Source organism: Roseococcus sp. YIM B11640 (assembly GCF_049727625.1).
Classification (GTDB): domain Bacteria; phylum Pseudomonadota; class Alphaproteobacteria; order Acetobacterales; family Acetobacteraceae; genus Roseococcus.
This window is the reverse complement of record NZ_JBBJOZ010000002.1, coordinates 1-26525: the sequence shown is the minus strand read 5'-3', so window position 1 is coordinate 26525 and position 26525 is coordinate 1. Positions and strand designations below refer to the sequence as shown.

21 protein-coding genes and 1 tRNA gene are annotated in these 26525 nt (G+C 66.8%); 13 read left to right on the top strand and 9 right to left on the bottom strand.

Annotated elements, in window-relative coordinates; translation table 11 throughout:
* Positions 1 to 18: 18 nt before the first annotated feature.
* Positions 19 to 1284, bottom strand: a complete 1266-nt coding sequence (locus WJM96_RS07550; protein WP_424811859.1) for a hydantoinase/carbamoylase family amidase — start codon at positions 1282 to 1284, stop codon at positions 19 to 21.
* A 102-nt stretch (positions 1285 to 1386) separates the two neighbouring features.
* Between WJM96_RS07550 and WJM96_RS07545 the strand changes: the two genes are divergently transcribed.
* From WJM96_RS07545 to WJM96_RS07525, 5 genes are all read left to right on the top strand, one after another.
* Complete coding sequence (locus WJM96_RS07545; RefSeq protein WP_424811858.1) at positions 1387 to 2037, top strand: TetR/AcrR family transcriptional regulator C-terminal domain-containing protein; 651 nt, start codon at positions 1387 to 1389, stop codon at positions 2035 to 2037.
* A 114-nt stretch (positions 2038 to 2151) separates the two neighbouring features.
* A complete protein-coding gene (locus WJM96_RS07540; protein ID WP_424811857.1) occupies positions 2152 to 3321 on the top strand; it encodes an efflux RND transporter periplasmic adaptor subunit in 1170 nt (389 codons plus the stop codon).
* A gap of 10 nt (positions 3322 to 3331) precedes the next feature.
* Positions 3332 to 6481, top strand: coding sequence for an efflux RND transporter permease subunit (locus WJM96_RS07535; protein WP_424811856.1), 3150 nt, complete (start codon positions 3332 to 3334; stop codon positions 6479 to 6481).
* A 2-nt stretch (positions 6482 to 6483) separates the two neighbouring features.
* Positions 6484 to 7908 (top strand): efflux transporter outer membrane subunit, encoded by a 1425-nt coding sequence (locus WJM96_RS07530; RefSeq protein ID WP_424811855.1) that lies wholly within the window; start codon positions 6484 to 6486, stop codon positions 7906 to 7908.
* On the top strand, positions 7905 to 8522 hold the full coding sequence (locus WJM96_RS07525; protein WP_424811854.1) for a TetR/AcrR family transcriptional regulator C-terminal domain-containing protein: 618 nt from the start codon (positions 7905 to 7907) through the stop codon (positions 8520 to 8522). Before WJM96_RS07530 ends, WJM96_RS07525 begins: the two co-directional genes overlap by 4 nt.
* A gap of 751 nt (positions 8523 to 9273) precedes the next feature.
* Here WJM96_RS07525 and WJM96_RS07520 read toward each other — a convergent pair.
* Positions 9274 to 9816: an HlyD family efflux transporter periplasmic adaptor subunit gene (locus WJM96_RS07520; protein ID WP_424811853.1), complete on the bottom strand. Its 543-nt coding sequence runs from the start codon at positions 9814 to 9816 to the stop codon at positions 9274 to 9276.
* 295 nt (positions 9817 to 10111) lie between these two features.
* On the opposite strand from WJM96_RS07520, the gene acnD reads away from it, so the two are divergent.
* Together acnD and prpF are read left to right on the top strand one after the other, a co-directional pair.
* Positions 10112 to 12715, top strand: coding sequence for a Fe/S-dependent 2-methylisocitrate dehydratase AcnD (gene acnD / locus WJM96_RS07515; protein WP_424811852.1), 2604 nt, complete (start codon positions 10112 to 10114; stop codon positions 12713 to 12715).
* Between the two features lie 68 nt (positions 12716 to 12783).
* Positions 12784 to 13965: a 2-methylaconitate cis-trans isomerase PrpF gene (gene prpF, locus WJM96_RS07510; protein WP_424811851.1), complete on the top strand. Its 1182-nt coding sequence runs from the start codon at positions 12784 to 12786 to the stop codon at positions 13963 to 13965.
* A 341-nt stretch (positions 13966 to 14306) separates the two neighbouring features.
* Here prpF and WJM96_RS07505 read toward each other — a convergent pair whose 3' ends face one another.
* The 6 genes from WJM96_RS07505 to WJM96_RS07480 all read right to left on the bottom strand — a co-directional run bounded on the left by WJM96_RS07505 (position 14307) and on the right by WJM96_RS07480 (position 20299).
* Positions 14307 to 15185: an aldo/keto reductase gene (locus WJM96_RS07505; protein ID WP_424811850.1), complete on the bottom strand. Its 879-nt coding sequence runs from the start codon at positions 15183 to 15185 to the stop codon at positions 14307 to 14309.
* Complete coding sequence (locus tag WJM96_RS07500) at positions 15182 to 15757, bottom strand: type 1 glutamine amidotransferase domain-containing protein (protein ID WP_424811849.1); 576 nt, start codon at positions 15755 to 15757, stop codon at positions 15182 to 15184. Before WJM96_RS07500 ends, WJM96_RS07505 begins: the two co-directional genes overlap by 4 nt.
* A gap of 39 nt (positions 15758 to 15796) precedes the next feature.
* On the bottom strand, positions 15797 to 16126 hold the full coding sequence (locus WJM96_RS07495; RefSeq protein ID WP_424811848.1) for an FmdB family zinc ribbon protein: 330 nt from the start codon (positions 16124 to 16126) through the stop codon (positions 15797 to 15799).
* Positions 16127 to 16195: 69 nt separating this feature from the next.
* Positions 16196 to 17350: a glutathione-independent formaldehyde dehydrogenase gene (locus WJM96_RS07490; RefSeq protein WP_424811847.1), complete on the bottom strand. Its 1155-nt coding sequence runs from the start codon at positions 17348 to 17350 to the stop codon at positions 16196 to 16198.
* Between the two features lie 81 nt (positions 17351 to 17431).
* On the bottom strand, positions 17432 to 17818 hold the full coding sequence (locus WJM96_RS07485; protein ID WP_424811846.1) for a putative quinol monooxygenase: 387 nt from the start codon (positions 17816 to 17818) through the stop codon (positions 17432 to 17434).
* 216 nt (positions 17819 to 18034) lie between these two features.
* On the bottom strand, positions 18035 to 20299 hold the full coding sequence (locus WJM96_RS07480; RefSeq protein ID WP_424811845.1) for a PAS domain S-box protein: 2265 nt from the start codon (positions 20297 to 20299) through the stop codon (positions 18035 to 18037).
* Between the two features lie 137 nt (positions 20300 to 20436).
* On the opposite strand from WJM96_RS07480, the gene WJM96_RS07475 reads away from it, so the two are divergent.
* The 6 genes from WJM96_RS07475 (at position 20437) to WJM96_RS07450 (ending at position 26460) form a co-directional block, all read left to right on the top strand.
* Complete coding sequence (locus WJM96_RS07475; RefSeq protein ID WP_424811844.1) at positions 20437 to 20964, top strand: SRPBCC family protein; 528 nt, start codon at positions 20437 to 20439, stop codon at positions 20962 to 20964.
* An 11-nt stretch (positions 20965 to 20975) separates the two neighbouring features.
* The gene (locus tag WJM96_RS07470; protein ID WP_424811843.1) at positions 20976 to 22139 is read left to right on the top strand and encodes a zinc-dependent alcohol dehydrogenase; all 1164 of its coding nucleotides are present in this window, start codon (positions 20976 to 20978) and stop codon (positions 22137 to 22139) included.
* Between the two features lie 26 nt (positions 22140 to 22165).
* Positions 22166 to 23257, top strand: coding sequence for a hypothetical protein (locus WJM96_RS07465; protein WP_424811842.1), 1092 nt, complete (start codon positions 22166 to 22168; stop codon positions 23255 to 23257).
* Positions 23258 to 23333: 76 nt separating this feature from the next.
* Entirely contained in the window at positions 23334 to 25877 is a 2544-nt protein-coding gene (locus tag WJM96_RS07460; RefSeq protein ID WP_424811841.1) for an excinuclease ABC subunit A, read from the top strand.
* A gap of 18 nt (positions 25878 to 25895) precedes the next feature.
* Complete coding sequence (locus WJM96_RS07455) at positions 25896 to 26057, top strand: hypothetical protein (RefSeq protein WP_424811840.1); 162 nt, start codon at positions 25896 to 25898, stop codon at positions 26055 to 26057.
* 205 nt (positions 26058 to 26262) lie between these two features.
* Entirely contained in the window at positions 26263 to 26460 is a 198-nt protein-coding gene (locus WJM96_RS07450) for a hypothetical protein (RefSeq protein WP_424811839.1), read from the top strand.
* Here the strand turns inward: WJM96_RS07450 and WJM96_RS07445 are convergent.
* A tRNA-Met gene (locus WJM96_RS07445) sits at positions 26439 to 26515 on the bottom strand. The genes WJM96_RS07450 and WJM96_RS07445 overlap by 22 nt on opposite strands.
* Between the last annotated feature and the right edge of the window lie 10 nt (positions 26516 to 26525).

The following is a 26525-nucleotide window of genomic DNA, read 5'->3' as shown; positions in this document are numbered from 1 at the left end:
CACTTCAACGTTCCGGCGTTACGCCGAAGCGATCCACTCGGCCGCCACGGCGATGGCGGCCATGAGGTCCGGTGTGTCCATGGCCTCATAGGGGTTATGACTGCCATTCTGGTTGCGGACGAGCAGCATGGCCGTCGGCACGCCGGAGGCGGCGAAGTTGTTGGCGTCGTGGCTGCCCGGGCTGTTCAGGCGCGGCGCGACGATGCCGCAGCGCTCCGCCGCCGCCGAAAGCTCGCGGATCAGGCGCGGGTCCATGGGTCCGGGCGCCGCCGCGCTGCGCTCGCCCAGCTCGATCCGCACCTTCCGCCGTGCCGCGACCTCCGCCACCAGGCGCTGCAACTCGCCCTCGAGCCTCTGGAGATGGGCCGCGTCATAGGCACGCAGGTCGAGGCTCAGCTCGAACTGGCCGGAAACGGCGGTCAGGCTGTGCCGATCGGCCGGGGTGTGGAAGCGGCCGATGGTCACGGCCATCGGGTGGCCCGCAGCCTCCTCATCCAGCCAGAGCCGCTCCAGCGCGAGCGACAGATCCGCGCCCGCGAGTGCGGCATCGTGCCGGAAGCGGTGCGGCAGGCCGGTATGCGCGTCCTCGCCCGTGATGCGGATGAAGGGATGCCGGACATTGCCCGGATTGGCGAGGCAGACCGCCAGCGGCGCGCCCGCCTCGATCAATTGTGGCGCCTGTTCGATATGGATCTCGAGATAGGCGCCCATCTCGCGGGGGTCGCGCAACGGCGTCTTCGCCCGGAGGCGCGCGGAATCGCCTCCGCAATGGTCAATGCTCTGCGCCAGGGTCCGGCGCGTGCGGGCATGCGGCAGATCCAGCGCCCCGTCAGGCAGCCGCGCCAGCATGCTGCGGCTGCCGATGAGGCCGAGGCCGAACCAGACCGCCTCCTCGCAGCGCAGGGCCAGCACCTCAATGTCCCGGCGCGGGGCGATGCCGGCGGCTTGCACGGCAGCCACGGCGCCGATGCCCGCGATCACGCCGGCCGCGCCATCGAAATTGCCGCCCTGCACCACGCTATCGACATGCGAACCGATCAGGATGGGCGGCGCCTCGGCTCTGGCGGCCGCCCAGCGCAGGGTGAGGTTCGCCCCCGCATCGGTGGCGGCAGACATCCCGAGTGCCCGCCCCGCCTCCGCGATCAGGGCCATGGCGCCGTTCTCGCCCTGGCCGAACGCGTCGCGCGTGATGCCAGGCGGATCGGCCCCGATCCGCGCCACGCCGTCCAAGAGGTTCTGCACAAGTGGCGTCTGCGCCTGAACGGCTTCCCGGATGGAGGGCATGCGAATCTCCGATGCAACGCCCGCAAGGAAGCCGAGCACGTGGCTGATGCAAATCCCTCGCGATCATGAAAATCTGCATCGATACGACTCGGAGGAACGATCATGACAGGTGCCGAGGCCGACATCGCGCTGGCGGAGACAAGCCCAGCTCGGCGGCGCCTTTCCGAGACCGAGCGCCGGGGGACCATCCTGCAATCGGCCGAGGAGGTCTTCCTGGCCCAGGGCTACGCCGCCGCGAACATGGACGATGTCGCCCGCGGCGCGCGCATGTCGAAGAAGACGCTCTATCAGATCTTCCCGTCCAAGGCCGCGTTGTTCGAGGCCGTGGTGGCACACCAGCTCTCGCCTCTCCATGAGTCCTCGCCCGACGAGTCCGGCGAGGACCCGCGGGCCTCCCTCGTCGCGCTGCTGGAACGCGCGGCCGTCACCATCCTCGATCCCAAGCAGGTCAGCCTCTTCCGGCTGCTCGCGGCCGAGAGCCGCCGCTCCCCGGAACTGGCCCAGGCCTTTCATCGCACCGGGCCAGGCCGCGGGCAGGACGCGATCCAGCGTTGCATCGCCTATCACGCGCAAGCCGGCCGCATCCGGATCACGGACCCGTTGGAGGCGGCCGGCATGCTCTATGGAATGGCCGTGGGCAAGGCGCATGTGCTGCTGATGCTGGGGCTGCGTGAACAGCCATCGGCGGCCGAGGTATCGGGGCTGGTGAACCGCGCCGTCGATCTTTTCTTGCGCGGGTCGAGACCGGACTAATCCACGAGAACCAAGCCTTTTTGCGCCAGGGCAGTCCCGGGCTGGCTCTCGCTTGACCAAAAGGAAACTCACCGGTATCTAAAACTGACGAGTTTCCCTTTGAAAGCGATTCCCATGCCCGTTCTCCCGCGCATAGCGACGCTCGCCCTCCCGGCGCTGGCTCTCTCGGCCGCCCTCCTCACCGCCGGCTGCGACGATGCGGGCGGAACCCAGGCGGCGACGCCCCAGGCCCCTCCCCCGCCCGAGGTTTCGGTCGTTACTCTCCGGCGGACCGCGGTTCCGTTGATGATGGAACTGCCCGGCCGCACCTCCGCCTTCCTGACCGCCGAGATCCGGCCGCAGGTGGGTGGCGTGCTGCAGGAGCGCCTGTTCCAGGAGGGTACGGCGGTCACCGCCGGGCAGAAGCTCTACCAGATCGACCCGGCACCCTACCGGGCCGCACTCGACAGCGCGCAGGCGACGCTCCAGCGCAGCGAGGCGACCGCCGCCTCGGCGCTGGTCACCGTCCAGCGCTACCGGCCGCTGGTTCGCGCCCGCGCCGTCAGTCAGCAGGACCTCGACCTCGCAGAAGCCGCGCTGCGCCAGGCCGAGGCTGATGTCGCCCAGGCCAAGGCCGCCGTCGAGACGGCACGCATCAACTTGGCCTACACGACGGTGTCCTCGCCCATCGCCGGCCTCGCGGGGCGCTCCTCGGTCACGCCCGGCGCGCTGGTCACCGCCCAGCAGACGAACTCGCTCGTCACGATCACCCAGCTCGACCCGATCTATGTGGACATGACGCAGCCCGCGTCGCGCCTGATGCGGTTGCGGCGCGACTTCGCCAGCGGCGCGCTTCGCAGGGACAGCGAGGGCCAGGCGGTGGTGCGCCTGAAGCTGGAGGATGGCACTGAATATCCGGAACCCGGCCGCCTCCAGTTCTCCGAGGTCATCGTGGACCAGGGCACGAGCTCGGTGACCGTGCGCGCCGTCTTCCCCAATCCCCATGGCCAGCTCATGCCCGGCCTCTTCGTCCGCGCGCAGCTTGAGGAAGGCGTCACCGACCAGGCGCTGATGGTGCCACAGCAGGCCGTGACGCGCACGCCGCGCGGCGAGGCGACGGCCCTGGTCGTGAAGGAGGACGGCACGGTCGAGGCCCGCATCCTGAACGCGGCCCGCGCCATCGGCACCTCCTGGCTCGTGACCGAGGGGCTGGCGGATGGAGAGCGCGTGATCGTGGAGGGCGTCCAGCGCGCCCGGCCCGGCGGCAAGGTCCGCGCGACCGAGATCACCCTGGCCGGCCGCTGAGCGTCATCCCATGGCACGCTTTTTCATCGACCGCCCGGTCTTCGCCTGGGTGCTCGCCATCGCCACGATGCTGGCGGGCTTCCTCGCGATCCGGAGCCTGCCGATCGCGCAATATCCCAACATCGCGCCGCCCTCCATCTCGATCTCCGTCACCTATCCCGGCGCCTCGGCCGAGACAGTGCAGAGCACCGTCGTGCAGATCATCGAGCAGCAGCTGAGCGGCATCGACAACCTGCTCTACTTCAACTCGGAGACGGCGAAGGACGGCAGCGCCACCATCACCCTCAGCTTCGCCCAGGGCACGGACCCGGACGTCGCGCAGGTGCAGGTGCAGAACAAGGTCTCGCTGGCCACGCCCCGCCTGCCGCAGGCGGTGCAGCAGCAGGGCCTGCGCATCGCGAAGGCGACGCGCAACTTCCTGCTGGTGGTGGGCTTCGTCTCCACCGACGGGCGCCTGAACAATGCAGACCTTTCCGACTTCATCGCCTCCAGCGTGCAGGACCCGCTGAGCCGCACGCCGGGCGTCGGCGATTACCAGCTCTTCGGCGCGCAGTACGCGATGCGCATCTGGCTCGACCCCGCAAAGCTCGTCAATTTCGGCCTCACGCCGGCCGATGTCGCCACAGCCATCCAGGCCCAGAACGTCCAAATCGCCTCGGGTGAGCTCGGTGCGCTGCCGCAGGTCGCGGGCCAGCAGCTCAACGCCACCATCATCGGCCCCTCCTATCTCCAGACGCCCGAACAGTTCGGCGGCGTCCTGCTGCGCGTGCAGCCGGACGGCTCCCGCGTGCTGCTGCGCGACGTGGCGCGCGTCGAGCTGGGGGGCGAGAACTATGCCATCACCTCGCGCTACAATGGCCAGTTCGCCTCGGGCATCGCCATCAAGCTCGCGAGCGGCGCCAATGCGCTGGATACGGAGCAGGCCGTCCGCGCCACCATCGAGCGCCTGCGCCCGAGTTTTCCTGCCGGCGTCGACGTGGTCTACCCGTACGATACGACGCCCTTCGTCCGCCTCTCGATCCATGAGGTGTTGAAGACGCTGGTGGAGGCGATCGTCCTCGTCTTCCTCGTGATGTTCCTCTTCCTGCAGAACATCCGCGCGACGCTGATCCCGACCATCGCCGTGCCGGTCGTGCTACTTGGCACTTTCGGGGTGCTGCTGGCCCTGGGCTACAGCATCAACACGCTGACCATGTTCGGCCTGGTGCTGGCCATCGGCCTGCTGGTGGATGACGCCATCGTCGTGGTCGAGAACGTCGAACGCCTCATGGAGGAGGAGAACCTCTCCCCGCTCGAGGCCACGCGAAAGTCGATGGATCAGATCACCGGTGCGCTGGTGGGCATCGCCCTGGTGCTCTCGGCCGTGTTCCTGCCCATGGCATTCTTCGGTGGCTCCACGGGCGTGATCTACCGCCAGTTCTCGGTCACCATCGCGACGGCCATGGCGCTCTCGGTGCTGACGGCTGTGGTCTTCACCCCTGCGCTCTGCGCGACCATCCTGAAGAAGCCGGCGAAGGGACATCACGAGAAGCGCGGCTTCTTCGGCTGGTTCAACCGCAGCTTCGACCGTGGCGCCCGTTCCTATGAGCGTGGCGTGGGGGGTGCCCTGCGGCGGCCGAAACGGATGCTGCTGCTCTATATGCTCCTGGCCGCCATCATGGCCTTCGTCTTCGTCCGGCTGCCGAAATCCTTCGTGCCAGAGGAAGATCAGGGCACGCTCTTCGTGCAGGTCGTCGCCCCACCCGGCGCCACCGTGGAGCGCACGCAGCGCGCCGTGGACGAACTGACGCGCTATTTGCTCGAGGAGGAGAAGAGCACCGTCAAATCGGTCTTCGGCATCACCGGCTTCAGCTTCGGCGGCCGTGGCCAGAACTCCGGCATGGCCTTCATCAGCCTGCGGGACTGGGATGAGCGGCCGGGTGCCCAGACCAGCGTAAATGCCCTGGCGCAGCGCGTCATGCAGCGCTTCGGCGGCTATCGCGACGCCATGATCTTCGCCTTCGCGCCGCCCGCCATCATGGAGCTCGGCAATGCCTCGGGCTTCGAGTTCCAGCTGCTGGACCGCGGCGGACTTGGCCACGAGCGCCTGCTGGCCGCTCGCAACCAACTGCTCGGCCTCGCCGCGCAGAGCCCGCTGCTGGTCGGCGTGCGGCCCAATGGGCTGAATGACGAGCCGCAGTATCGCCTCGTCATCGATTGGGAGCGCGCGAGCGCGCTGGGGCTGACCGTCGCAAGCATCAACAGCACGGTCCAGTCCGCCTGGGGCTCCAGCTACGTGAACGACTTCATCGACCGGGGCCGGGTGAAGCGCGTCTTCATGCAAGGCGACGCTTCCTCCCGCATGCTGCCGGAGGATCTGGAAAGCTGGTTCGTCCGCAATTCGTCGGGCCAGATGGTCCCCTTCTCCGCCTTCGCCACCGCCGAATGGATCTACGGTCCACCAAAGCTGGAACGCTTCAACGGCGTCGCCTCCTTCCAGATCATGGGCAACGCCGCCCCCGGCGCCTCGACCGGCCAGGCCATGGCGGAGATGGAGCGTCTGGCCGCTCAGCTGCCGGCCGGCATCGGCTTCGACTGGAGCGGCCTGTCCTATGAGGAACGCCAGTCCGGCGCGCAGGCGGCGCCGCTCTACGTCCTGTCGTTGCTGGTGGTGTTTCTGTGCCTGGCCGCGCTCTACGAGAGCTGGGCGATCCCGGCGGCCGTCATGCTCGCCGTACCTCTCGGCGTCCTCGGCGCGGTGCTGGCGACGTGGCATTTCGGGATGGCGAACGATGTGTACTTCCAGGTCGGCCTTCTCACCACGGTTGGCTTGACCGCGAAGAACGCGATCCTGATCGTCGAATTCGCCAAGGAGGAGCTCGAGCGCGGGAAGAGCCTGACGGAGGCCGCAATCTTCGCAGCCCGCCAGCGCCTGCGGCCGATCGTCATGACCTCGCTCGCCTTCGTGCTCGGCGTGATGCCGCTCGCGATCTCCACGGGTGCCGGCGCGGGCGGCCGCAATGCCATCGGCATCGGCGTGGTCGGCGGCGTCGTCTCCGGCACGCTGCTCGTCATCATCTTCGTTCCCGTCTTCTTCCTCGTGGTGCTGAACCTCTTCCGGGTGAAGCGCCCCACGGCCGAGCCGCCGCAGCCGCAACCGCAGCCCGCGGCCGGAGAGTGATCATGCGAAACCACCTGATCGCGCTGCCGCTGGCAGCGCTGCTTCTCTCCGGCTGCAGCCTGATCCCGGCGCTAGACCGCCCTGCCTCGCCCGCGCCGGCGGCCTGGCCCGATGGACCCGCGTACCGGCGACCGCCCGAGGCAGCATCGGCCATCCCTGCCGATGCGATGGGCTGGCGCGATGTGCTCCGCGACCCGCGGCTCCAGCGCGTGATCGAGCTGGCCCTGGCGAACAATCGCGATCTTCGCGTGGCGGCCCTCAACGTAGCGGCAGCGGAGGCACGCTATCGCGTCCAGCGGGCCGACCTGCTGCCTCAGATCGGCGCGAACGGCTCGCTCTCCGCGCAACGGCTTCCGGCCGATCTCTCCTCCAGCGGACGGGCGCTCACGAGCCGGTCCTGGTCCGGGGGCATCGGCTTCACCTCCTATGAGATCGATCTCTTCGGCCGCGTTCGCAGCCTGAGCGAGCAATCCTTCGAGCAATATCTGGGCTATGAGGAGACGCGGCGCAGCGCCCAGATCAGCCTCGTCGCGCAGGTCGCCAATGCCTGGCTCACCGTGCTCGCCGACCGGGAGCTCCTCGCGCTCACCGAGCAGACGCTCACGAACCAGCAGGATGCGCTGCGTCTCACCCAGGCGGGCTATGATGGCGGGACGGCCACGGCGCTGGCTCTGCGCCAGGCCCAAACCTCCGTGGAATCCGCCCGCGCCAGCCTCGCGCAGTACACGCGGCTGGAGGCTCAGGACCTCAACGCGCTGGTCGAGGTGGTCGGCGCGCCGGTGCCGGGCGAGCTGCTCGGCGCCTCGCTGCCAGGGGCTGCCGCCATCGCCACGGTCCCGGCGGGGCTCGATTCCGCCATCCTGCTGCGCCGGCCCGACGTGCTGGCGGCTGAGCACAATCTACGCGCGGCCAATGCCAATATAGGCGCGGCGCGCGCCGCCTTCTTCCCGTCCATCACGCTGACGGCGAGCGCGGGCACCGCGAGCTCGAGCTTCAGCAATCTCTTCGCGGCCGGGAGCGGCAGCTGGAGTTTCGCGCCGCAGATCAATCTCCCCATCTTCTCGGCCGGCGCATTACGCGGAAGTCTGGACCTCGCGAAGGTACAGACGCAGATTCAGGTCGCCGAATACGAGCGTTCGATCCAGACCGCGTTCCGGGAGGTCGCCGATGTCCTGGCCGCCCGCGGAACTTACGATACGCAGATTCAGGCGCAGACGGCGCTGGCCGATGCCTATGCCGACGCCTTCCGCCTCTCGATGCTACGCTTCCGCAGCGGGCTCGATACCTACCAGACGCCGTTGGACTCCCAGCGGCAATTGTTCACCGCGCAGCAGCAACTCGTGAACCTGCGCCTGCAGCGGCTGCAGACGCTCGTCACGCTCTACAAGACGCTCGGCGGCGGTTGGACCGACGCCGCTCGGCCGTGAGCGCCTCCCGGCCGCGACGCACCGATGCGGAGCGACGCGAGGCACTGATCCGGGTGGCGGAGGACGTGTTCGTCCGCGAGGGCTACGCGGCGGCGAACATGGACGAGGTCGCACGCCGGGCCGGCATGTCGAAGAAGACGCTCTACCAGGTCTTCGCCTCGAAGGAAGCGTTGTTCGAGGCCGTTCTGACGGCCCATTTCGCGCCCCTTCTGACCGTGGCGCCGAAGGAGGTGGAAGCCGGGCCGCGGGAAGGCCTCATCGCGATCCTTGAACGGGCGGCAGCCCACATCCTGAACGGCCGGCACATCGCGATTTTCCGCCTGATCTCCTCCGAGGTGAAACGCGCCCCCGAGATCGCGGCCGCCTTTCACCGGGCCAGCAGCGGCCGCGGCGCGGGCGCGCTGCAGCGGTGCCTGGAGGTTCATGTGGCCCGAGGCCGGCTGAATATCGCGGATACGTCCATGGCCGCCGGCATGCTCTTCGGGCTCGCAATCGGTGAGCCGCATCTGTGGATGCTGCTGGGCCAGCGAGAGGAGCCGGATCCGAGCGAGATCTCCTACCGGGTCGCAGCCGCCGTGGACACCTTCCTGGCCGGGACGCTCGCAAGGGGGTGATGACCGGCACGGTCTGCCTCAAGACCGCTGTTCGTCCAGACCCTGAGCCACGCCATTGAAGAGATGATGACGGCTCTGCTGGAAGCCTCGTTCAAGCAGTTCAGAGTCGTGCGGGAGCTATGCTCCGACGATCACACCTCCAAACAAGGACACTTATCGGACTGCAGGACCTTTCGAGGTATTGAAACGTCCCGCCATCGATTGCGCCCGGCTGAGCCCTGCGGGCCTCCGCGTAATCTCGGCGAGCTCTGCCGACGCATAGCGGCGTGTGAACGGGTCGCCGCCGACGGAGCCGGGCTATTCGGGTGAGCGCGCAGCAGAAATAGTATAGAAATACAAGTATGAGCTTTTAATACCCTTATATGATCTCCAACGCACTTAGACCGGACCTCTAACCGTTCATTATTTTCGGGGCCGTCGCGCAAATCACCAGATCCACTATAAGAGTGGGCAATTCTTCTTTGTCGGGACAGCGAGGTCGCCCGCGTTCGGATTTTGTCTGCCCAGCCGATATCGCTATTCTCCTCGCGCGGTGTGAGCCACCTTCTTCCATTTGCCCTGAACCCAGAAAGCCCCACTGGTGGAGCCAGTGGGGCTTTTTGGTTTGGTGGATGCGGGGACTGAGTTCGGCTCATGGCCAACCAGACTCGGTGAGTAGCTTTCCGGTCGGGTGGGCGGCCAGCAGCCAGCCCTCCTCTCAGTGTCGGCGGCTGTGCTGCACGCATCCGGCCCGCTTCGCCCTTCTGGCCGTCTATCTCTCTCGCATGGCGCGCCCGAGGGTGAGCATGACGGGGTCTAGCAGGTAGCCGAGCGCCGTTCGCTGCCGCGTGGCGATCATGACCTGGACGGGCATGCCAGGAACGATTTGCCTGCCGGAGAGCCTGACACGGCTCTCCTCGTCGATCGCGACCCTCGCCTTGTAGAACGGCGTGCCGGTGCGCTGCTCGGTGAGACGATCGGCGGAGACGAGCAGGAGTTCTCCCGCCACTTGCGGCAGTTCCACCTGCGGCAGGCCCGTGAGCTGGATCACGGCACGCCGCCCCGGCCTCAGACGCTCCACATCCTCGGGGCGGATCTCGGCCTCGGCGAGGAGGCGGTCCTCGGTCGGCACGATCTGCATGAGGAGCTGACCCGGCGAGATGACCGCGCCGACGGTGAAGATGGCAAGGCCGACGACCGTGCCGGCGACGGGCGCGCGGATCTCCAGCCGGCGCACCTGGTCGGTCGCGGAGACCAGGCGCTCCTGCGCCTCGGCCAGCGCNCTCCAAGCTCCAGCAAACCTTCGGCGTCTCATTGCCACCCTGGGAAAACGCCCTCCAACGCATCGTCAAGGCTCTGAACAGCCCTTAGGCAGCTGGTAAGGGCTGGGTGACCCCGTTCGGCGCCAGCCGCGCATCGCCCTTAACACGCATTGGTTCGCACCCCACATCTGGCGCCACCAACCCACACCGCGCACAATGCCCCCCTCGCCGCATCCAAGAGCGGCGGGGCAGCAGCCCGCCTTCCGCGCCGCTCCCTCGGCCCGGCGGCTTCTGCGGTATCGACATCGAATGAAGATCGCTGGCCCAAACCCGGCCCGGGAGTGAAGTATGAACACGCGATATCGGAAGCGCCTGCCTGGCACGGATCTGGACTTCTTCGACACTCGCGCCGCCGTAGAGGCGATCAAGCCCGGCGCCTATGACGGCCTGCCCTATACCTCCCGCGTCCTGGCCGAGAACCTGGTCCGCCGCTGCCCCCCGGCGTTGCTGGCCGATGCCCTGACCCAGCTGATCGAGCGCCGGCGGGACCTGGATTTCCCCTGGTACCCGGCCCGCGTCGTCTGCCACGACATCCTGGGCCAGACGGCGCTGGTGGACCTCGCCGGCCTGCGCGACGCCATCGCGGAGAAGGGCGGCGATCCCTCGAAGGTGAACCCGGTCGTGCCGGTGCAGCTTATCGTCGACCACTCGCTGGCCGTCGAGCATGCGGGCTTCGAGAAGGACGCCTTCGCCAAGAACCGCGCCATCGAGGACCGCCGCAACGAGGACCGTTTCCACTTCATCGAATGGACGCGCCACGCCTTCCAGAACATGGAGATCGTGCCGCCCGGCAACGGCATCATGCACCAGATCAACCTGGAGCGGATGTCGCCCGTCATCTACACGCTGGACGGCGTGGCCTTCCCCGACACGCTGGTGGGCACGGACAGCCACACGCCGCATGTCGATGCGCTGGGCGTCATCGCCATCGGCGTCGGCGGGCTCGAGGCCGAAAACGTCATGCTCGGCCGCGCCTCCTGGATGCGCCTGCCTGACATCATCGGCGTGGAGCTCACCGGCAAGGCCCGCCCCGGCATCACCGCGACCGACATCGTGCTGACGCTGACCGAGTTCCTGCGCAAGGAGCGCGTCGTCGGCGCCTGGCTGGAATTCTACGGCGAGGGCGCGTCGAGCCTGACGCTGGGCGACCGCGCGACCATCTCCAACATGGCCCCGGAATACGGCGCCACCGCCGCCATGTTCTCGATCGACCAGCAGACCATCGACTACCTGCGCCTGACCGGGCGCGAGGATGCGCAGATCAAGCTGGTGGAGACCTATGCGAAGACGGCCGGCCTGTGGTCCGGCGATCTCGCGAAGGTGGAGTACGAGCGCGTGCTGCGCTTCGACCTCTCCACCGTGGTGCGGACGCTGGCCGGCCCGTCCAACCCGCATCGCCGGCTGCCGGTCTCGGATCTCGCGGAGCGCGGCATCAGCGCACCCTGGACGCAGGAGGGCAGCCTGATGCCCGACGGCGCCGTCATCATCGCGGCCATCACGAGCTGCACGAACACCTCCAACCCGCGCAACGTCATCGCCGCCGGGCTTCTGGCGCGAAACGCGAACCGGGCGGGGCTGGTGCGCAAGCCCTGGGTGAAGTCCTCGCTGGCGCCCGGCTCCAAGGCGGTGGCGCTCTACCTGGATGAAGCGGGCCTGACGACGGAGCTGGAGGCGCTGGGCTTCGGCCTCGTCGCCTTCGCCTGCACGACGTGCAACGGCATGTCCGGAGCGCTCGACCCGGCGATCCAGCAGGAGATCATCGACCGCGATCTTTATGCGACGGCGGTGCTCTCCGGAAACCGCAACTTCGACGGCCGCATCCATCCCTATGCGAAGCAGGCCTTCCTCGCCTCGCCGCCGCTGGTGGTGGCCTATGCCATCGCCGGCACCATCCGCTTCGACATCGAGCGCGACGTGCTGGGCATCGATCCCAGCGGCAAGGAGATCCGCCTCAAGGACATCTGGCCGAGCGACGAGGAGATCGACGCGGTGGTCGCCTCCGCAGTGAAGCCCGACCAGTTCCGCAAGGTCTATGCGCCGATGTTCGGCAACCAGGGCGCGCGGAAGAAGGTCAGCCCGCTCTACGATTGGCGGCCGATGAGCACCTACATCCGCCGTCCGCCCTACTGGGAAGGGGCGCTGGCCGGCGAGCGCACGCTGCGCGGCATGCGGCCGCTCGCGCTGCTGGGCGACAATATCACCACCGACCACCTCTCGCCCTCCAACGCCATCCTGCTCGACAGCGCGGCGGGTGCGTATCTCGCGCGGATGGGGCTGCCGGAGGAGGACTTCAATTCCTACGCGACCCATCGCGGCGACCATCTGACGGCGCAGCGCGCGACCTTCGCGAATCCCACCCTGGTGAACGAGATGGCACGCAACGCCGACGGGACCCAGCGCAAGGGGTCGTTGGCGCGTGTGGAGCCGGACGGCCAGGTCATGCGCATGTGGGAAGCGATCGAGACCTACATGGATCGCAGGCAGCCGCTGATCATCATCGCGGGCGCCGATTACGGTCAGGGCTCCTCGCGCGACTGGGCGGCGAAGGGCGTGCGGCTCGCGGGCGTCGAGGCCATCGTCGCCGAGGGTTTCGAGCGCATCCATCGCACCAACCTGATCGGCATGGGCGTGCTGCCGCTGGAGTTCAAGCCGGGCACCAACCGGCTGACGCTCGGCCTCGATGGCACCGAAACCTACGACGTGGTCGGCGGACGCACGCCGCGCGCGGATCTGACACTGGTGATCCATCGCCGCGACGGCAGCACGGCGGAAGTGCCCGTGACCTGTCGGCTCGATACCGCCGAGGAGGTCTCGATCTACGAGGCGGGCGGCGTGCTGCAGCGCTTCGCGCAGGACTTCCTGGAGGCCGAGATACCGTCGAAGGCCGGCTGACCGCCGGCGCCTTCCACAAATAACGGCGCGGGGTATCCTGCGCCCAACGCACGACTCAGGAAGCGACCATGGCCTACGCCCCCCAGATCAGGATTCCCGCCACCTATATGCGCGGCGGTACGAGCAAGGGGGTCTTCTTCGTGCTGGATGATCTGCCGGAGGTCGCGCGCGTGCCCGGCCCGGCGCGTGACCGGCTGCTCCTGCGCGTGATCGGCAGCCCCGACCCCTACGGCAAGCAGACCGACGGCATGGGCGCCGCCACCTCCAGCACGAGCAAGTCGGTGATCCTGAGCCGCAGCACGCGGCCGGACCACGACGTGGACTATCTTTTCGGTCAGGTCTCGATCGACAAGCCCTTCGTGGACTGGAGCGGGAACTGCGGCAATCTCTCCGCCGCGGTCGGCCCCTTCGCGATCCGCAACGGTCTCGTCGATCCGGCCCGCGTCCCGCGCGACGGCGTCGCCATCGTGCGGATCTGGCAAGCCAATATCGGCAAGACCATCATCTCCCACGTCCCGATGACGGCCGGCGAGGTGCAGGAGACCGGCGATTTCGAGCTGGACGGCGTGACCTTCCCGGCCGCCGAGGTCCGGCTGGAATTCATGGATCCGGCGGATGATGGGGATGGCGGGTCCATGTTCCCCACCGGCAACCTGGTGGACACGCTGGAGGTGCCCGGGGTCGGCACCTTCCAGGCGACCATGATCAATTCGGGCATCCCGACGATCTTCCTGGATGCCGAAGCCATCGGCTACCGCGGCACCGAGTTGCAGGACGACATCAACGGCGATCCGGCGGCGCTGGCGCGGCTGGAGAAGATCCGCGCCTATGGCGCGCTCCGCATGGGCCTCATCAAGTCGGTCGAGGAGGCCGCGCAGCGCCAGCATACGCCGAAGGTCGCCTGGGTTTCAGCGCCTCGCGAATACACGTCGTCCAGCGGCAAGGCGATCGGCACGGGCGACGTCGACGTGCTGGTTCGCGCGATGTCCATGGGCAAGCTGCACCATGCCATGATGGGCACGGCCTCGGTGGCCATCGCAACGGCAGCCGGCGTGCCCGGCACGCTGGTGAACCTGGCGGCCGGCGGCGGCGAGCGGGAGTCGGTACGCTTCGGGCATCCCTCCGGCACGCTGCGGGTGGGTTCGCAAGCGAAGCAGGTGGATGGCCAGTGGACCGTGACCAAGGCCATCATGAGCCGCAGCGCGCGCATCCTGATGCAGGGATGGGTGCACGTTCCGTTCAGCGGGTGAAGGCGCCGCGCGTTCGAAGGCTACTTGCCGGAAAGTAGAAACGGTCCCCGACCAATGCGCGGGGCCGCTTTCTTACCTTCTTCTGTTGGCCTTGAACACCGAAAGCCCGTCGCTTGGCGGCGACGGGCTTTTTGGTTTGTTTTGGATTGGGGTGCGGGACAGGGTTCCGCCTATGGCCTGCCGGGCGAGGCGAATTCGAGTTCACTTCGAGCGAGGCCGCATATCCGGATGACGAAGATGAAGAGCCGGTGGGCCATACCGAACGGCCACTGCCTTTTAGAGCCCATCTCATTCTCGCCGTCTGAGGCCGTCCTTTAGTCGACGCCGACAGGGCCTTTGACTTAAAGCATGGGCAGCCGCCGGGGCGGCAGGCCGAGTGGGAAGGCGGCGTCGATCCGAGCGAGTTCGGCATCGGTCAGCCGCAGCGGGCCGACACCCGCATTCTCGGTGGCGTGCTCGGGGCTCGAAGCTTTTGGGATGGCGAAGGAGGACGAGTGCCGCGTGAGGAAGCGGAGCGCCACCTGTCGCAGGGTCGCTCGGTGGCTTGCCGCAATCTCCGCCAGCACTCGGCCACCCGGCGAACGCGCGTCCGGGAAGCTGCCATGGCCGAAGGGGCTATAGGCGACTGTGGCGAGGCCATGCGCCGCACACCAGGGCAGCACGGCGTGTTCGATCGCACGCTCCTCCAGATGATAGAGCACCTGGTTGCAAACGATCCGGCCCTCGCCACCAGCTTTCCAGGCCGCTTCGAGGTCGGGCACGTCAAAATTGCTGACCCCCCACGACAGGATCTTTCCCTGCTCGCGGAGCAGCTCGAAGGCGCCGAACGTCTCCTCCAGCGGGTACGAACCGCGCCAGTGCAGGAGATAGCAGTCGAGCCGATCGGTGCGCAGGCGCGTGAGCGAGCGCTCACAGGCCGCGACCGTGCCGGCGCTCGAGGCGTTGCTCGGCACGACCTTGGAAACGAGGAAGACCTCGTCGCGCCGGCCGGTGATCGCATCGCCTACCACATCTTCGGCGTCGCCATACATCTCAGCGGTGTCGATATGGGTCATGCCGAGGTCCAGACCGCGGACGAGGGCGGCGATGGCGGTCGGCCGGTGTGCGTCATCGATGTGCCAAGTCCCTTGGCCGATCACCGCGACGTTGCGCCCGGCGGAACCAAACGGCTGTAGCTCGATACCATCCTGCCTCCGCGCCGGGCCGCCCGCGGCGCTCACTTGTCCGCGGCCTGCCGCGATGGCGCGCCTACGCCAGCAAACAGGTTGATGACTTCCCGATTGAAAGCCGGGAGGTCGTCGGGCTTGCGGCTCGTGACCAGGCCCTGATCGACGACGACCTCCTGATCCACCCACTCCGCCCCTGCGTTCCGGAGGTCGGACCTCAGCGACGGCCAGGAGGTCAGGCGCCGCCCGCGAGCGGCCCCCGCCTCGATGATGGTCCAGGGGCCGTGGCAGATCGACGCGACCGGCTTGCCGGCCTCGAAGAAGGCCTTCACGAACGCGACCGCCTCGGGCAGCGTCCGAAGCTCGTCGGGGTTGATGACGCCGCCTGGCAGCAGAAGTGCGTCGAACGCTTCGGGCCGGGCGTCTTCCAGGAGCACGTCAACGGGGAAGGTGTCACCCCAATCCGTGAAGTCCCAAGCCTTTACCTGGCCGTCCTTGGGCGATACGAGCCTTGTGTCGGCGCCCGCCTCATCCAGCGCTTCGCGCGGCTCGGTCATCTCGACCTGCTCGAAGCCGTCCGTGACGAGGATGGCGACCTTCAGGCCATCGAGGGTTTGAGAGGCCATGTCATTCTCCATTCAGCAAGTGGGGATACGGGACCGCGTTCACCCTCCGCTTCGGGGCACCGGTCCACTCGCGGCGAATACGCGGCCTTTTGAGGACAGCGCGCCCGGGATGGGCCATCGGCGTACGCAACATCCGCAGCCGGCGGGATGTGCCGCCGGAGGGCCAGGCTGACCGCTTGCTCCACGCGGGTTCGAGGCGACACCGCTGCGCGGTTTCGGGGCCATGCCTGCGAGGGCCGGGGCGCTCAAAAACATCCGCGGCGCCGCGGCATCGCAAGCTGGGCAGGCACATGGGTCGCGGAATGCTGCCATGGCCCGCATCGCCGTGAATGGCCCGCAGGCAGGACAATGATAGTGGTAGATCGGCATGGCGTTCCTCGTTGTTGGGGCGATGGAGCGCAAGTGAGGCCGAGCGGCCGCCCTGCCCCGGATCGGCCGTCATGCGGCGGGCTTGAGGATCACCTTCGTCCAGCCATCAGCACGCGCGTCGAAATGCCGATACGCGGCCGGCGCCTCGCCCAGCGGCAGTTCGTGCGACACGATGAACGAGGGATTGGCCCGCCCGGTGGAGATCAGGTCGCGCAGCTGACGGTTATAGGCTTTCACGTTGCACTGGCCCGTTCCGATCGTTTGCCCCTTGAACCAGCACAGGCCGTAGTCGAACAGAATCTCGCCCTGCGCGTAGATCGGGTCCTGGGGGGCTGGATCCTGCGGGACGAAGACGCCGACCACGCCGATGCCGCCGGTGAACTTCACCGACTTCACCAGGTCGTTCATGGTCATGTTGGGATGCTCCTGGCCTTCAGGATCGTGGGCCTGGTAGCCAACGCATTCGCAGCCCCTGTCGGCGCCGATGCCGTTCGTCAGTTCCAGTACCTGCTCCACCGGGGAGCCCTTGGAATCATCAATGGCGATGGCACCGATCGATTCCGCCAGCCGCAGCCGATCGGGATGACGGTCAACCACCATGACCATACAGGCGCCCTTGATCATGGCGGAATGCGCCGCCATCAGGCCGACCGGCCCGGCGCCGAAGATGACAATTGATTCTCCGGGGCACAGTCCTGCCAGCTCGGTACAGTGCCAGCCGGTTGGAAAGATGTCGGCCAGCATCACATAATCGTTCTGACGCTCCTGTGCGTCCGGCGGCAGCTTCAGGCAGTTGTAGTCGCCGTAGGGAACGCGAAGGAGATCGGCCTGGCCACCCCGATAGGGCCCCATGCCGGCGAAGCCGTAGGCGGCGCCTGCCATGTTCGGCATGACGCTCCGGTCGGCCGTGGTCAGACAGAAGGCGCTCAGACCGCGTTCGCAGTTCTTGCAGAACCCGCAGCCGATATTGAAGGGGACGGCGACCCAGTCGCCTACCTTCACGCGGTCGACCGCGCCCCCCACTTCCGCCACCTGACCGAGATTTTCGTGCCCGAACACGCCGCCGGGCTGGAAGTCGGTGCGGCCTTCGTACATGTGCAGATCGGAGCCGCAGATGTTGGTGCTGGTGATCCTCACCAGAACGTCGGTTGGCTTTTCGATCTTCGCGTCGGGGACGTCCTGCACCGCCACATCGCGCGGGCCGTTATAGACGACTGCTCTCATGACATCCTCCTTCGTGAAACGGTCGGTTGTCTGAGCGCGTGATGATGCGGGGCACCCTCGTGATGTCGCGCGGGTCTGACATCACCCACTCACCTGGCCGCTCTGGCCGGGCAGCTTGTAGGCCAGCACCTGGGCGTGCTCGATCTCCGGGGGGCTCGCGAACAATTCCGGAGCGCGGGCAGCGAGTGCGCGTCCGACCTTGCCGGCGAGATGGGCACGGCGCCCTGCGTCATCCGGGAAGGTGTCGAAGATCGCGAAGTCGTCCTGGCCGAAGCGCACGGCATACCATGTGGTCGTGTCGTGCTCCTCCATGACGGCTTCCAGGCCGTCGCGCAGAAAGGTATCGACATCGTCGCCCTTACCCTCTTGCGCGGTAAGGCGGACAAACAGCGCTTTCGCCACCCCGGCTCCCGGCTGGTCAACCGGCGCGGCGGGTTCACGCGATGTATCAGGTGCAGAGTCGTCCATCCCGAAGCTCCTGCGATGTCTGAACGGTTTTGCAGATGTTGCGGGCTTGTGGGCACTCGCACCTTCCCTAAGGAACTGTACGCGCGCAGCCGCGCCGCCGATTTGATCGCTACCTGTCTGCCGCTGTCAGAGTGCGCCGGCCGGAAATGGAAGGCCGCCGCCATCCACCATGTCCGGTGTCAGGCCTTGACCACGTGTTGCGGCATCCGGAATGCCCTAAGTCGGCTTCCGCGCCCTTGCGCCCGCGCCGGACCGGGCGATACCCGCCGCGTGCGCGATCTGGCCCAGTTCGGTCAAGCTGCCGGCATCCAGTTTGCTCATCAATTGGGACCGATGCAGTTCGACGGTTCGTGGACTGATGCCAAGTGCCTGGGCGATGACCTTGTTGGTGCCGCCTTCCACCAGCCCGACCAGCACTTCGCGTTCGCGCGGCGTCAGGCGGGCAATATGCGCACTGGCTTCCTCGTTTCGCGTCGCGGGGCGCACTGCCGCCTGGCACTCTGCGACGACCGCGCACAGCTTGTTTCGCAGGACAGCCTCTTCGCTGAACAGGATGACATCCATCGCACCGGCCTTCATCGCCGCAACAGCTGCGTCGGCTCCGGCCCCGGCGTCATCCAGCGCTATCGTTGGCAGGGCGATGGACCGTGCCTTGAGCTCGCGCGGGATCGCCATGCCGGCCTCCCGCTTCCCGCGGAGGTCTACCAGAACGCAACCAGGCGCGAGGACCGGCGCTATGTCGAGGAAGGCGGCGGCGCTCCCGAAGATGCGGGCATGGTAGCCGCCCGTGCGGACCAGACCGGCAAGACGGCGTGCTTCGGACTCCCTGGCGCTGACGATATAGACCTGCCGGCTATCCTCATGGGTCAGGTCCTCCGCAATGCCGCCGATTCGCGTAATCGCGCCATGGCTGTCACGGATTGGGAAACTCGTATCCCGCAACCATCGGACTCCATCGTCCTTATGGCGTACGATGCGGTATTCATGCCGGGTGACCTCACCGGCCTTCACGCTCTCCAACGCGCGAAGCACACCCGAGCGATCATCAGGGTGGACGCCTTCCAACCAAGTCTCGAGGTTGTCCGGCGCCTTGTCGAGTGACTCGCCCCAGATCAGTTCGAAGACGGAGCTGCGATAGACGATCTCACCAGACGCCGTCTCGGCGATCCAAAGCAGGTTGCTGCTATTCTCGGCGAAGCTCCGGAACTGTGCGTCACTGGCGCGCACCGCCGCCTCATTCCGACGCTGCTCGGAGACATCGATGGCGGCGCCGATGAAGCTAACCGCGCGACCATATTCAAACTCTGTACGACCTGAAGTCGCGATGTGACGGGTGATGCCGTCATCCCGCCCGATCACGCGATACTCGATCATATAACGACCATCGCCCGCCGGATCCACGCAGGCGGCGATCGCCTCCCGAACACGCGAAAGGTCCTCGGGATGGATACCCGCTTCATAAACCGACATGTCGACCGGGTCGTCGGGCGAAAGCCCCCACATGAGGCGTAATCGCTCGTCCCAGTCGAGCGCACCCGTGACGGGATCCCACGCATAGATGCCGAGGCCGACCAACTCCGTGGCAGCGCGAAGGCGTGCTTCGCTGTGCCTCGAGACCTCCTCGAAAGATCGCCGCTGGCTGATGTCCCGGGACACACCGACGACGAGTTCGACCGAACCATCGTCGGCGCGGACAGGCCCCCAACGATAGGCGAAGTAGGCGGCGATGCCGGTCGGACTTTCGAAGAACACCTCGTCCTCGATTGTCACAGCATCCTTGAAGATGCGATCGATGTCCCTGTTCAGATGGCTCGCCAGCTCGGGCGGATAACCCAGATCCTCGAAGGTCCGGCCCAGCATGTCGCCGGCTGTCAGTCCGAACAGGTCTAGCATGACGGGATTGGCATAGACGAAACGGCGCCCGGCATCGAAAGCGTAGACGCAGTCGGGGATCGACGACAGCATCGCTTCCAGAAATCGCGATTGGCTGGCGTATCTCGAAACGACCGCCTCGATTTGCTCGCGCGCGCGCTTGAGATCGTCGATGTCCTGCACAACGAGAATGGCTTCATCGCCTTCGGCACCTTCGCGGCGAAAGGGAACCGCGCTGACGCGCATCCAGCGCTCCGGCCCGTCGCGGCCCTCATACAGAAAGTCGATGCCCGGCATCACCCGTTCGCCACGCAGCGCACGCGCGCCGGGATAGTCGCTGGGGTCGAGCAATCGGCCGCTGGAGTCGTACCCTCGCCAACGTCCCGCCTCCGCCGGCTGGCGCGAGGGCAGACGGCCCTGGCCTGCATCGCCCCGCAGGGATTGATTGTAGTGAATGAGATTGCCGTCGCAGTTATAGACACCGACCCCAAGCGGCAGGTTCTGAAGAACCGAAGCAAGCAGCATGCACTCGTCCTGCAGCGCACGTTCCACGCGATCGTGTGTCGACGATTCCTGGCCGGCTTCGTTGCTGAATTGATCTTCCGACATCTGCCGGCCCTCCTGCAGGCAAGGTGCCGGCAGGTCGATAACACGTCGCGGCGGGGTAAAGTTCCTTAGGGATCGTCCCTATGTGGCCAACAATCATCAAACTCTAAGTCGGTCGCACTCAACCCGAGGAGACCGGCATGAACGCCTCAATTCGGCACGACGCCCCTGAATCGGAGCTTGAGGCCTCCGCACGCGCTGCGGTCACGATCGGCCGGTCCCCCGATGACCTTCGTGCGCTCTGGCTCGATCCGGACACGCAGGCCCGCATATGGGCGCATTTCGCCGACGTGACCGCGCTCGACGGCCGCACCGCGGACTGGGTCGCCCGCGGCCCGGCAGGCGGCCAATATCGGTGGCGCACGGAGATCATCGACACCGGCTCGGATCAGATCCGTTGGTCCTCGCTGGACGGCGCCGACGTCCCGAACGCCGGCACACTCCGCTTCCGGCCGGCGCCGGGCGATCGCGGCACCGAGCTTCACCTCAATGTACGGTTCGATCCGCCCGGCGGAGTCGTCGGCGAGGCGCTGAGCAAGCTTTTCCACATCGTTCCGGAGGAGATCGTGGGAAAGGCGCTCTACCGCTTCCGCGCGCTCGCGCTGTCCGGAGAAATTCCTGCCACCGAACCGCAACCTGCCGCCCGCAAGGGTGGATCGGACCGCTAGGAGCCAGGCCGATGCGCGCACTCTGCTGGAACGGCGTCAACGACCTTCGCGTCGAGACGGTCACCGACCCCGCGATCCTGAATCCCAAGGACGTCATCCTCAAGGTGCGTCTGTCCACCACCTGCGGGTCTGACCTGCACCTGATCGACGGGCTGATCCCGACGATGCGCGAGGGCGACGTCCTGGGCCACGAGTTCATGGGCGAGATTGTCGACGTCGGGCGCGAGGTGGCGAAGGTGAAGCGCGGCGACCGCGTCGTCGTGCCGTCCTTCATCGCCTGCGGGCAATGCTGGTATTGCGAGCACGATCTCTATTCGCTTTGCGACACCAGCCATCCCAAGCCCGAACTGCAGGAGCCGCTGCTCGGCTATCCGACGGCGGGCATCTATGCCTATTCGCACGCCTTTGGCGGCTATGCGGGCTCGCATGCGGAATATGTCCGCGTGCCGTTTGCCGACACCGACTGTTTCGTCGTGCCCGGTGGCCTGGCGGACGAGGACGCGCTGTTCATCTCCGATGCCGCCCCGACAGGGTTCATGGGAGCGGATTTCTGCAACATCCAGCGCGGTGACGTGATCGCGGTCTGGGGTTGCGGCGGCGTCGGGCTGATGGCGCAGCAGAGCGCGATGATCCTCGGGGCCGAACGCGTGATCGCGATCGACCAGTATCCCGAACGGCTTGCCCAGGCGCAGGCTTTCGGCGCCATCCCGCTCGACTTCACCAAGGTGGACGTGATCGAGGCCCTGAAAGAGTTGACGGGCGGGCGCGGTCCGGATGCGTGCATCGATGCCGTCGGCATGGAGGCGGACGGTCAGGGCGCCCAGCACGCCTACGATCGCATCAAGCAGGCGCTCTATCTGGAAACGGATCGGGGGGCCGCGCTGCGCCAGGCGATGTACGCGGTCCGCAAGGGCGGCACGCTCTCTATCCTGGGGGTCTATGGCATGATGGACAAATTCCCCCTTGGGCTGTTGATGAACAAGGGCGTGACGGTGCGGACGGCCCAGCAACATGGCCAGGCCTATGTCCCGCGCCTCCTGGAACACGCCCTCCGCGGCGAGCTGACCCCTGCCGCCCTGGCCACCCATCGCTTCTCGCTGGAGGACAGCCCGACGGGGTATCGCATGTTCAAGCATAAGGAGGATGGCTGTCTTCGGGCCGTTTTCACGCCGTGAAGTGGCAGCGGACGGGAAGCTGAGCCGTGATGCTCGAACAGATGCTCGGCGTCATTCTGACGCTGCTGTTTCTTGCCGATATCTTTTTGACCGTGCTCTATGCCCGGGCGGGCTCCGGGCTCCTCGCACCCCTCTGGAACCGCGCGGTATGGACGGTGCTCCGCGGCCTCGCCCATCTGGCTGGCAGGCGCCGCGGCACGTTGCTCTCGCTGGCCGGTCCGCTCATCGTCGTGTCACTCTTCGGTTTCTGGTCGATGGGCCTTACGCTTGGCGCAGCCCTGGTCATCCAGCCTGAGCTCGGCGCCGCGATCCGCGCTTCCGGCGGCGAAACCCATACCGATTTCCTCACGTCCCTCCTCGTCGCGGGCAACAGCCTGTCGATCGTTGGCGGCGGGGACCATTCACCCTACACGACGGGCACGCGCTTGCTCTTCCTGATGAACTCCCTAGTCGGCGCGTCGGTGGTGTCGCTGGTGCTGAGTTACCTCGTCCAGGTCTATTCGGGCCTCCGCGAGCGCAACGCGCTGGCGCTGACGGTCGACCTGATGACCGACGGCACCGGAGACGCAGCGGTCATGCTCGCGCGCCTCATGCCCGAAGGTGACCCTTCAAACCTGAAGAGCCAGCTCGGGAACCTGGTCGGGTCTCTCGCCGCAACCAAGGAGGCGCACCATTTCTATCCCTTGCTGTTCTACTTTCGCTTCGAGGAGCCGCGCTACGCGGTGTCGCGCTTCAGCTTCGTCCTTCTTGACGCGACCACGCTGATCGAAACAGCACTCGACCGGCAGCGCTATGGCGGCCTTGCGACCTCCGCCGCTGTCGCATCCATCCGGCGCGGAGCACGGATGCTGATCGAGACGCTCGATTCACATTTTCCAACCGCTGAGGATCGCACCGATCTCGCTGGAGAGACTGGACGGCTCCGACGAAGCTACGCGGCCGCGACGCGAATTCTCGAGAGTGCCGGTATCCCAGTTCGCTCCGACGGCACTGAGGCGTATGTCGCGAGACGCGAGGAATGGGAGCCGCTCGTCAGGCGCGTGGCGCCGACGCTGGGCTACGCCATGTCTGAGATCGATCAGAGGCCACCGACGTCGCAAACGAGCGCGTCAGATTGATCTTCTGGGCCTTTCAACCGACGCTCGCGCGACCGAGTTGAACGAGGGGGGGCGTATCAGACGCCAGGAGATTCGCATGCGAGACAACCGGGCGTCGGGCTTCGTCCGTGTTCGCGGCGCGCGCCAGCACAACCTGAAGAATGTCGATGTCGATATCCCTCGCGATGCCCTGGTCGTATTCACCGGGGTGTCGGGATCGGGCAAGTCGTCGCTCGCCTTCTCCACCCTCTATGCGGAGGCGCAGCGCCGCTATCTGGAATCGGTCTCGCCCTATGCGCGTCGCCTCTTCCACCAGATGGAGGTGCCCGAAGTCGATGAAATAGAGGGACTGCCGCCGGCCGTGGCCTTGCAGCAGCAGCGAGGATCGCCAACCACCCGCTCCTCCGTTGGCAGCGTCACCACGCTCTCGAATCTGCTGCGCATGCTTTATTCACGCGCCGGCGACTATCCGCCCGGCCAGCCTCATCTCGATGCCGAGAGCTTTTCGCCCAACACGCCCGAGGGGGCCTGTCCGCGCTGCCAAGGCCTCGGCCGGATCCACGAGGTCACAGAGGCCTCGATGGTGCCCGATCCTTCGAAGACGATCCGCGAGCGCGCGGTCGCCGCCTGGCCGATCGCGTGGGGCGGCCAGAACCTGCGCGACATTCTCATCAGCCTTGGCATCGACGTCGATACGCCATGGCGCGACCTACCGAAGGAGGTGCGCAACTGGATCCTGTTCACCGAGGAGCAGCCGCAGGTCCCGGTCTATCCCGGTTGGAGCCACGACGAGATCAAGCGCGCGGTCCGCCGCAAGATCGAACCGGCCTATATGGGCACCTTCTCGAGCGCGCAGCGCCATGTCACCCACAGCTATGCGACCACCCAGAGCGCGATGATGAAGAAGCGCGCGGCGCGGTTCATGATCGCCAGTCTCTGCCCGGTCTGCGAGGGCAAAAGGCTTCGGCGAGAATCCCTGTCGGTCCGCTTCGAGGGCCTCGATGTGGCCGAAATGAACCGACTGCCCATGGCGGGCTTCTCCAAGATCTTCGCGCCCTATGCCGAGGCGAAATCGGGCAAGCTCGCCGCGCTGCGTCAGACCCATCCGGAGAAAGCTCTGGTGGTGGAGCGTATCGCCGGCGATCTGTGCCGCCGACTGTCGGTGCTGCTCGACCTCGGCCTCGGCTATCTGACGCTGGAACGCAGCACCCCGACGCTGTCGCCGGGCGAATTGCAGCGGCTGCGGCTGGCAACGCAGGTTGTCTCCAACCTGTTCGGCGTCGTCTATGTCATGGACGAGCCATCTGCCGGCCTCCATCCCGCCGACACGGAGGCGCTGCTGCGAGCCCTAGATCGCCTGAAGGCGGTCGGCAATTCGCTGTTCGTGGTCGAGCACGAGATGGACGTCGTCCGCCGCGCCGACTGGATCGTCGATGTCGGCCCCGCCGCCGGCGAGCAGGGCGGCAAAATCCTCTACAGCGGCCCGGTCGAGGGCCTGCGCGCGGTCGCCGCATCGCAGACGAGGCGCCATCTGTTCGACGAAGGCGGCGGGATGCCGAGCCGCAGGCGCAAGCCTACTGGCTGGCTGCGACTTGAGGGAGTTTCGCGCAACAATCTGAAAAAGGTCGATTGCGCGATCCCGCTCGGCGTGATGACGACCGTAACCGGGATCTCCGGGTCGGGGAAATCGAGCCTGGTCAGCCAGGCGCTGGTTGAGATGGTGGCCGGCGAGCTCGGCACCGTCGCAGCACCAGAGGAATCAGATTCCGAAGCCGCGCTCGAGAACCGCTCCAGCAGCGCTACGGAAGGCCTAATCGTCGGTGGCCTCGAAGGCGTCAAGCGGCTGATCGAGGTCAACCAGAAGCCGATCGGCCGCACGCCACGCTCCAACCTCGCGACCTATACCGGTCTGTTCGACCACGTCCGTGCGCTGTTCGCGGCAACCCCTGCCGCGAGGAAACGCCGCTACGATGCCGGCCGCTTCTCGTTCAATATTGCCAAGGGCCGATGCCCGCGCTGCGAGGGCGAAGGTTTCGTGATGGTCGAGCTACTCTTCCTGCCGAGCGTGTACGCGCCTTGCCCCGCCTGTCACGGCACCCGTTACAACCCTAAGACGCTGGAAATCCGCTATCGCGGCAAGACAATCGCCGATGTGCTTGCGCTCACTGTCGAGGATGCCTCGGCGTTCTTCGCCGATGTGCCAACCATTGGCCGGTCGCTCTCGGTGCTTCGCCAGGTCGGGCTCGACTACCTCCGCCTCGGGCAACCCGCGACCGAGTTTTCGGGCGGCGAGGCGCAGCGGGTGAAGCTTGCCACCGAGTTGCAGCGCGCGCAGCGCGGCGGCGCGCTTTATGTACTCGACGAGCCGACCACCGGCCTGCACCCGACCGATGTCGAGCGCCTGCTCGGCCAGCTCAGCGCGCTGGTCGATGCCGGCAACACCGTCGTCCTGGTCGATCACGACATGAAGGTCGCGGCGGCGAGCGACTGGGTGATAGATATCGGTCCCGGCGCCGGAGACGAAGGCGGCCGGATGGTTGCGAGCGGCCCTCCGCCGAAGGTCGCCGCCTGCCGGAATAGCCGGACCGCCCCCTATCTTGACCGCGCACTCAGTGGAATTGCGGTCGCCGCGATCTGCTGAACCGTTATTCTGTGCCAGTTGGAGGCGCGGATCTTCGACGCCCTCGGCAGCGAGCTCATGCGCCCGGAACTGGTCGCTGAATTCGTCGCCGAGTTGAACCGCCTCGCCTCGGGGCGGGGCTCGGACCTCTCGGCCAAGCGGCGTGAGCTGCCCGGCGCCAGGGCGCGCTGTCCGGCCTGATGGACGCGATCGCCGATGGCCTTCGGACGGCGGGGTTCAAGCAGCGACTGGAGGAGCTCGAGGCGCGTCAGGCAGTTCTTCGGGGGAGATCGCGGCTGGCGAGGCCGAGCCGCCTGCGCTCGTCTTCCTGCCGAATATCCCGGAGGTCTATCGGACCCGGGTCGTAAATCTTCGCGCATCGATACAGACGCTCGCCTCGCCCAAGGTGCTTCAGGCGCTTCGGGCGCTGATCGCGCGCGTCGAGGTCTTCACCGATCGCACGGAACTCACCGGCCACCTGACATCGATGCTGCGCGCGGGCGGCGTGGAGAGCTCTTCCGCTGGCGCTGAACGCAGAAAGCCCCACTGGCAAGGCCAATGGGGCTTTGAGTTCGGCAAAGCTGGATGCGGGGACAGGATTTGAACCTGTGACCTTCAGGTTATGAGCCTGACGAGCTACCGGGCTGCTCCACCCCGCGTGAGGTGTTG

What these genes read in the sequence shown, in the direction of transcription:
- WJM96_RS07490 (WP_424811847.1), bottom strand. Translation starts at nt 17,350, where the DNA reads ATGAGAGCAGTCGTCTATAACGGCCCGCGCGATGTGGCGGTGCAGGAC.
- prpF (WP_424811851.1), top strand. Translation starts at nt 12,784, where the DNA reads ATGGCCTACGCCCCCCAGATCAGGATTCCCGCCACCTATATGCGCGGC.
- WJM96_RS07545 (WP_424811858.1), top strand. Translation starts at nt 1,387, where the DNA reads ATGACAGGTGCCGAGGCCGACATCGCGCTGGCGGAGACAAGCCCAGCT.
- WJM96_RS07485 (WP_424811846.1), bottom strand. Translation starts at nt 17,818, where the DNA reads ATGGACGACTCTGCACCTGATACATCGCGTGAACCCGCCGCGCCGGTT.
- WJM96_RS07540 (WP_424811857.1), top strand. Translation starts at nt 2,152, where the DNA reads ATGCCCGTTCTCCCGCGCATAGCGACGCTCGCCCTCCCGGCGCTGGCT.
- WJM96_RS07535 (WP_424811856.1), top strand. Translation starts at nt 3,332, where the DNA reads ATGGCACGCTTTTTCATCGACCGCCCGGTCTTCGCCTGGGTGCTCGCC.
- WJM96_RS07470 (WP_424811843.1), top strand. Translation starts at nt 20,976, where the DNA reads ATGCGCGCACTCTGCTGGAACGGCGTCAACGACCTTCGCGTCGAGACG.
- WJM96_RS07475 (WP_424811844.1), top strand. Translation starts at nt 20,437, where the DNA reads ATGAACGCCTCAATTCGGCACGACGCCCCTGAATCGGAGCTTGAGGCC.
- WJM96_RS07550 (WP_424811859.1), bottom strand. Translation starts at nt 1,284, where the DNA reads ATGCCCTCCATCCGGGAAGCCGTTCAGGCGCAGACGCCACTTGTGCAG.
- WJM96_RS07495 (WP_424811848.1), bottom strand. Translation starts at nt 16,126, where the DNA reads ATGCCGATCTACCACTATCATTGTCCTGCCTGCGGGCCATTCACGGCG.
- WJM96_RS07480 (WP_424811845.1), bottom strand. Translation starts at nt 20,299, where the DNA reads ATGTCGGAAGATCAATTCAGCAACGAAGCCGGCCAGGAATCGTCGACA.
- WJM96_RS07500 (WP_424811849.1), bottom strand. Translation starts at nt 15,757, where the DNA reads ATGGCCTCTCAAACCCTCGATGGCCTGAAGGTCGCCATCCTCGTCACG.
- WJM96_RS07530 (WP_424811855.1), top strand. Translation starts at nt 6,484, where the DNA reads ATGCGAAACCACCTGATCGCGCTGCCGCTGGCAGCGCTGCTTCTCTCC.
- WJM96_RS07460 (WP_424811841.1), top strand. Translation starts at nt 23,334, where the DNA reads ATGCGAGACAACCGGGCGTCGGGCTTCGTCCGTGTTCGCGGCGCGCGC.
- acnD (WP_424811852.1), top strand. Translation starts at nt 10,112, where the DNA reads ATGAACACGCGATATCGGAAGCGCCTGCCTGGCACGGATCTGGACTTC.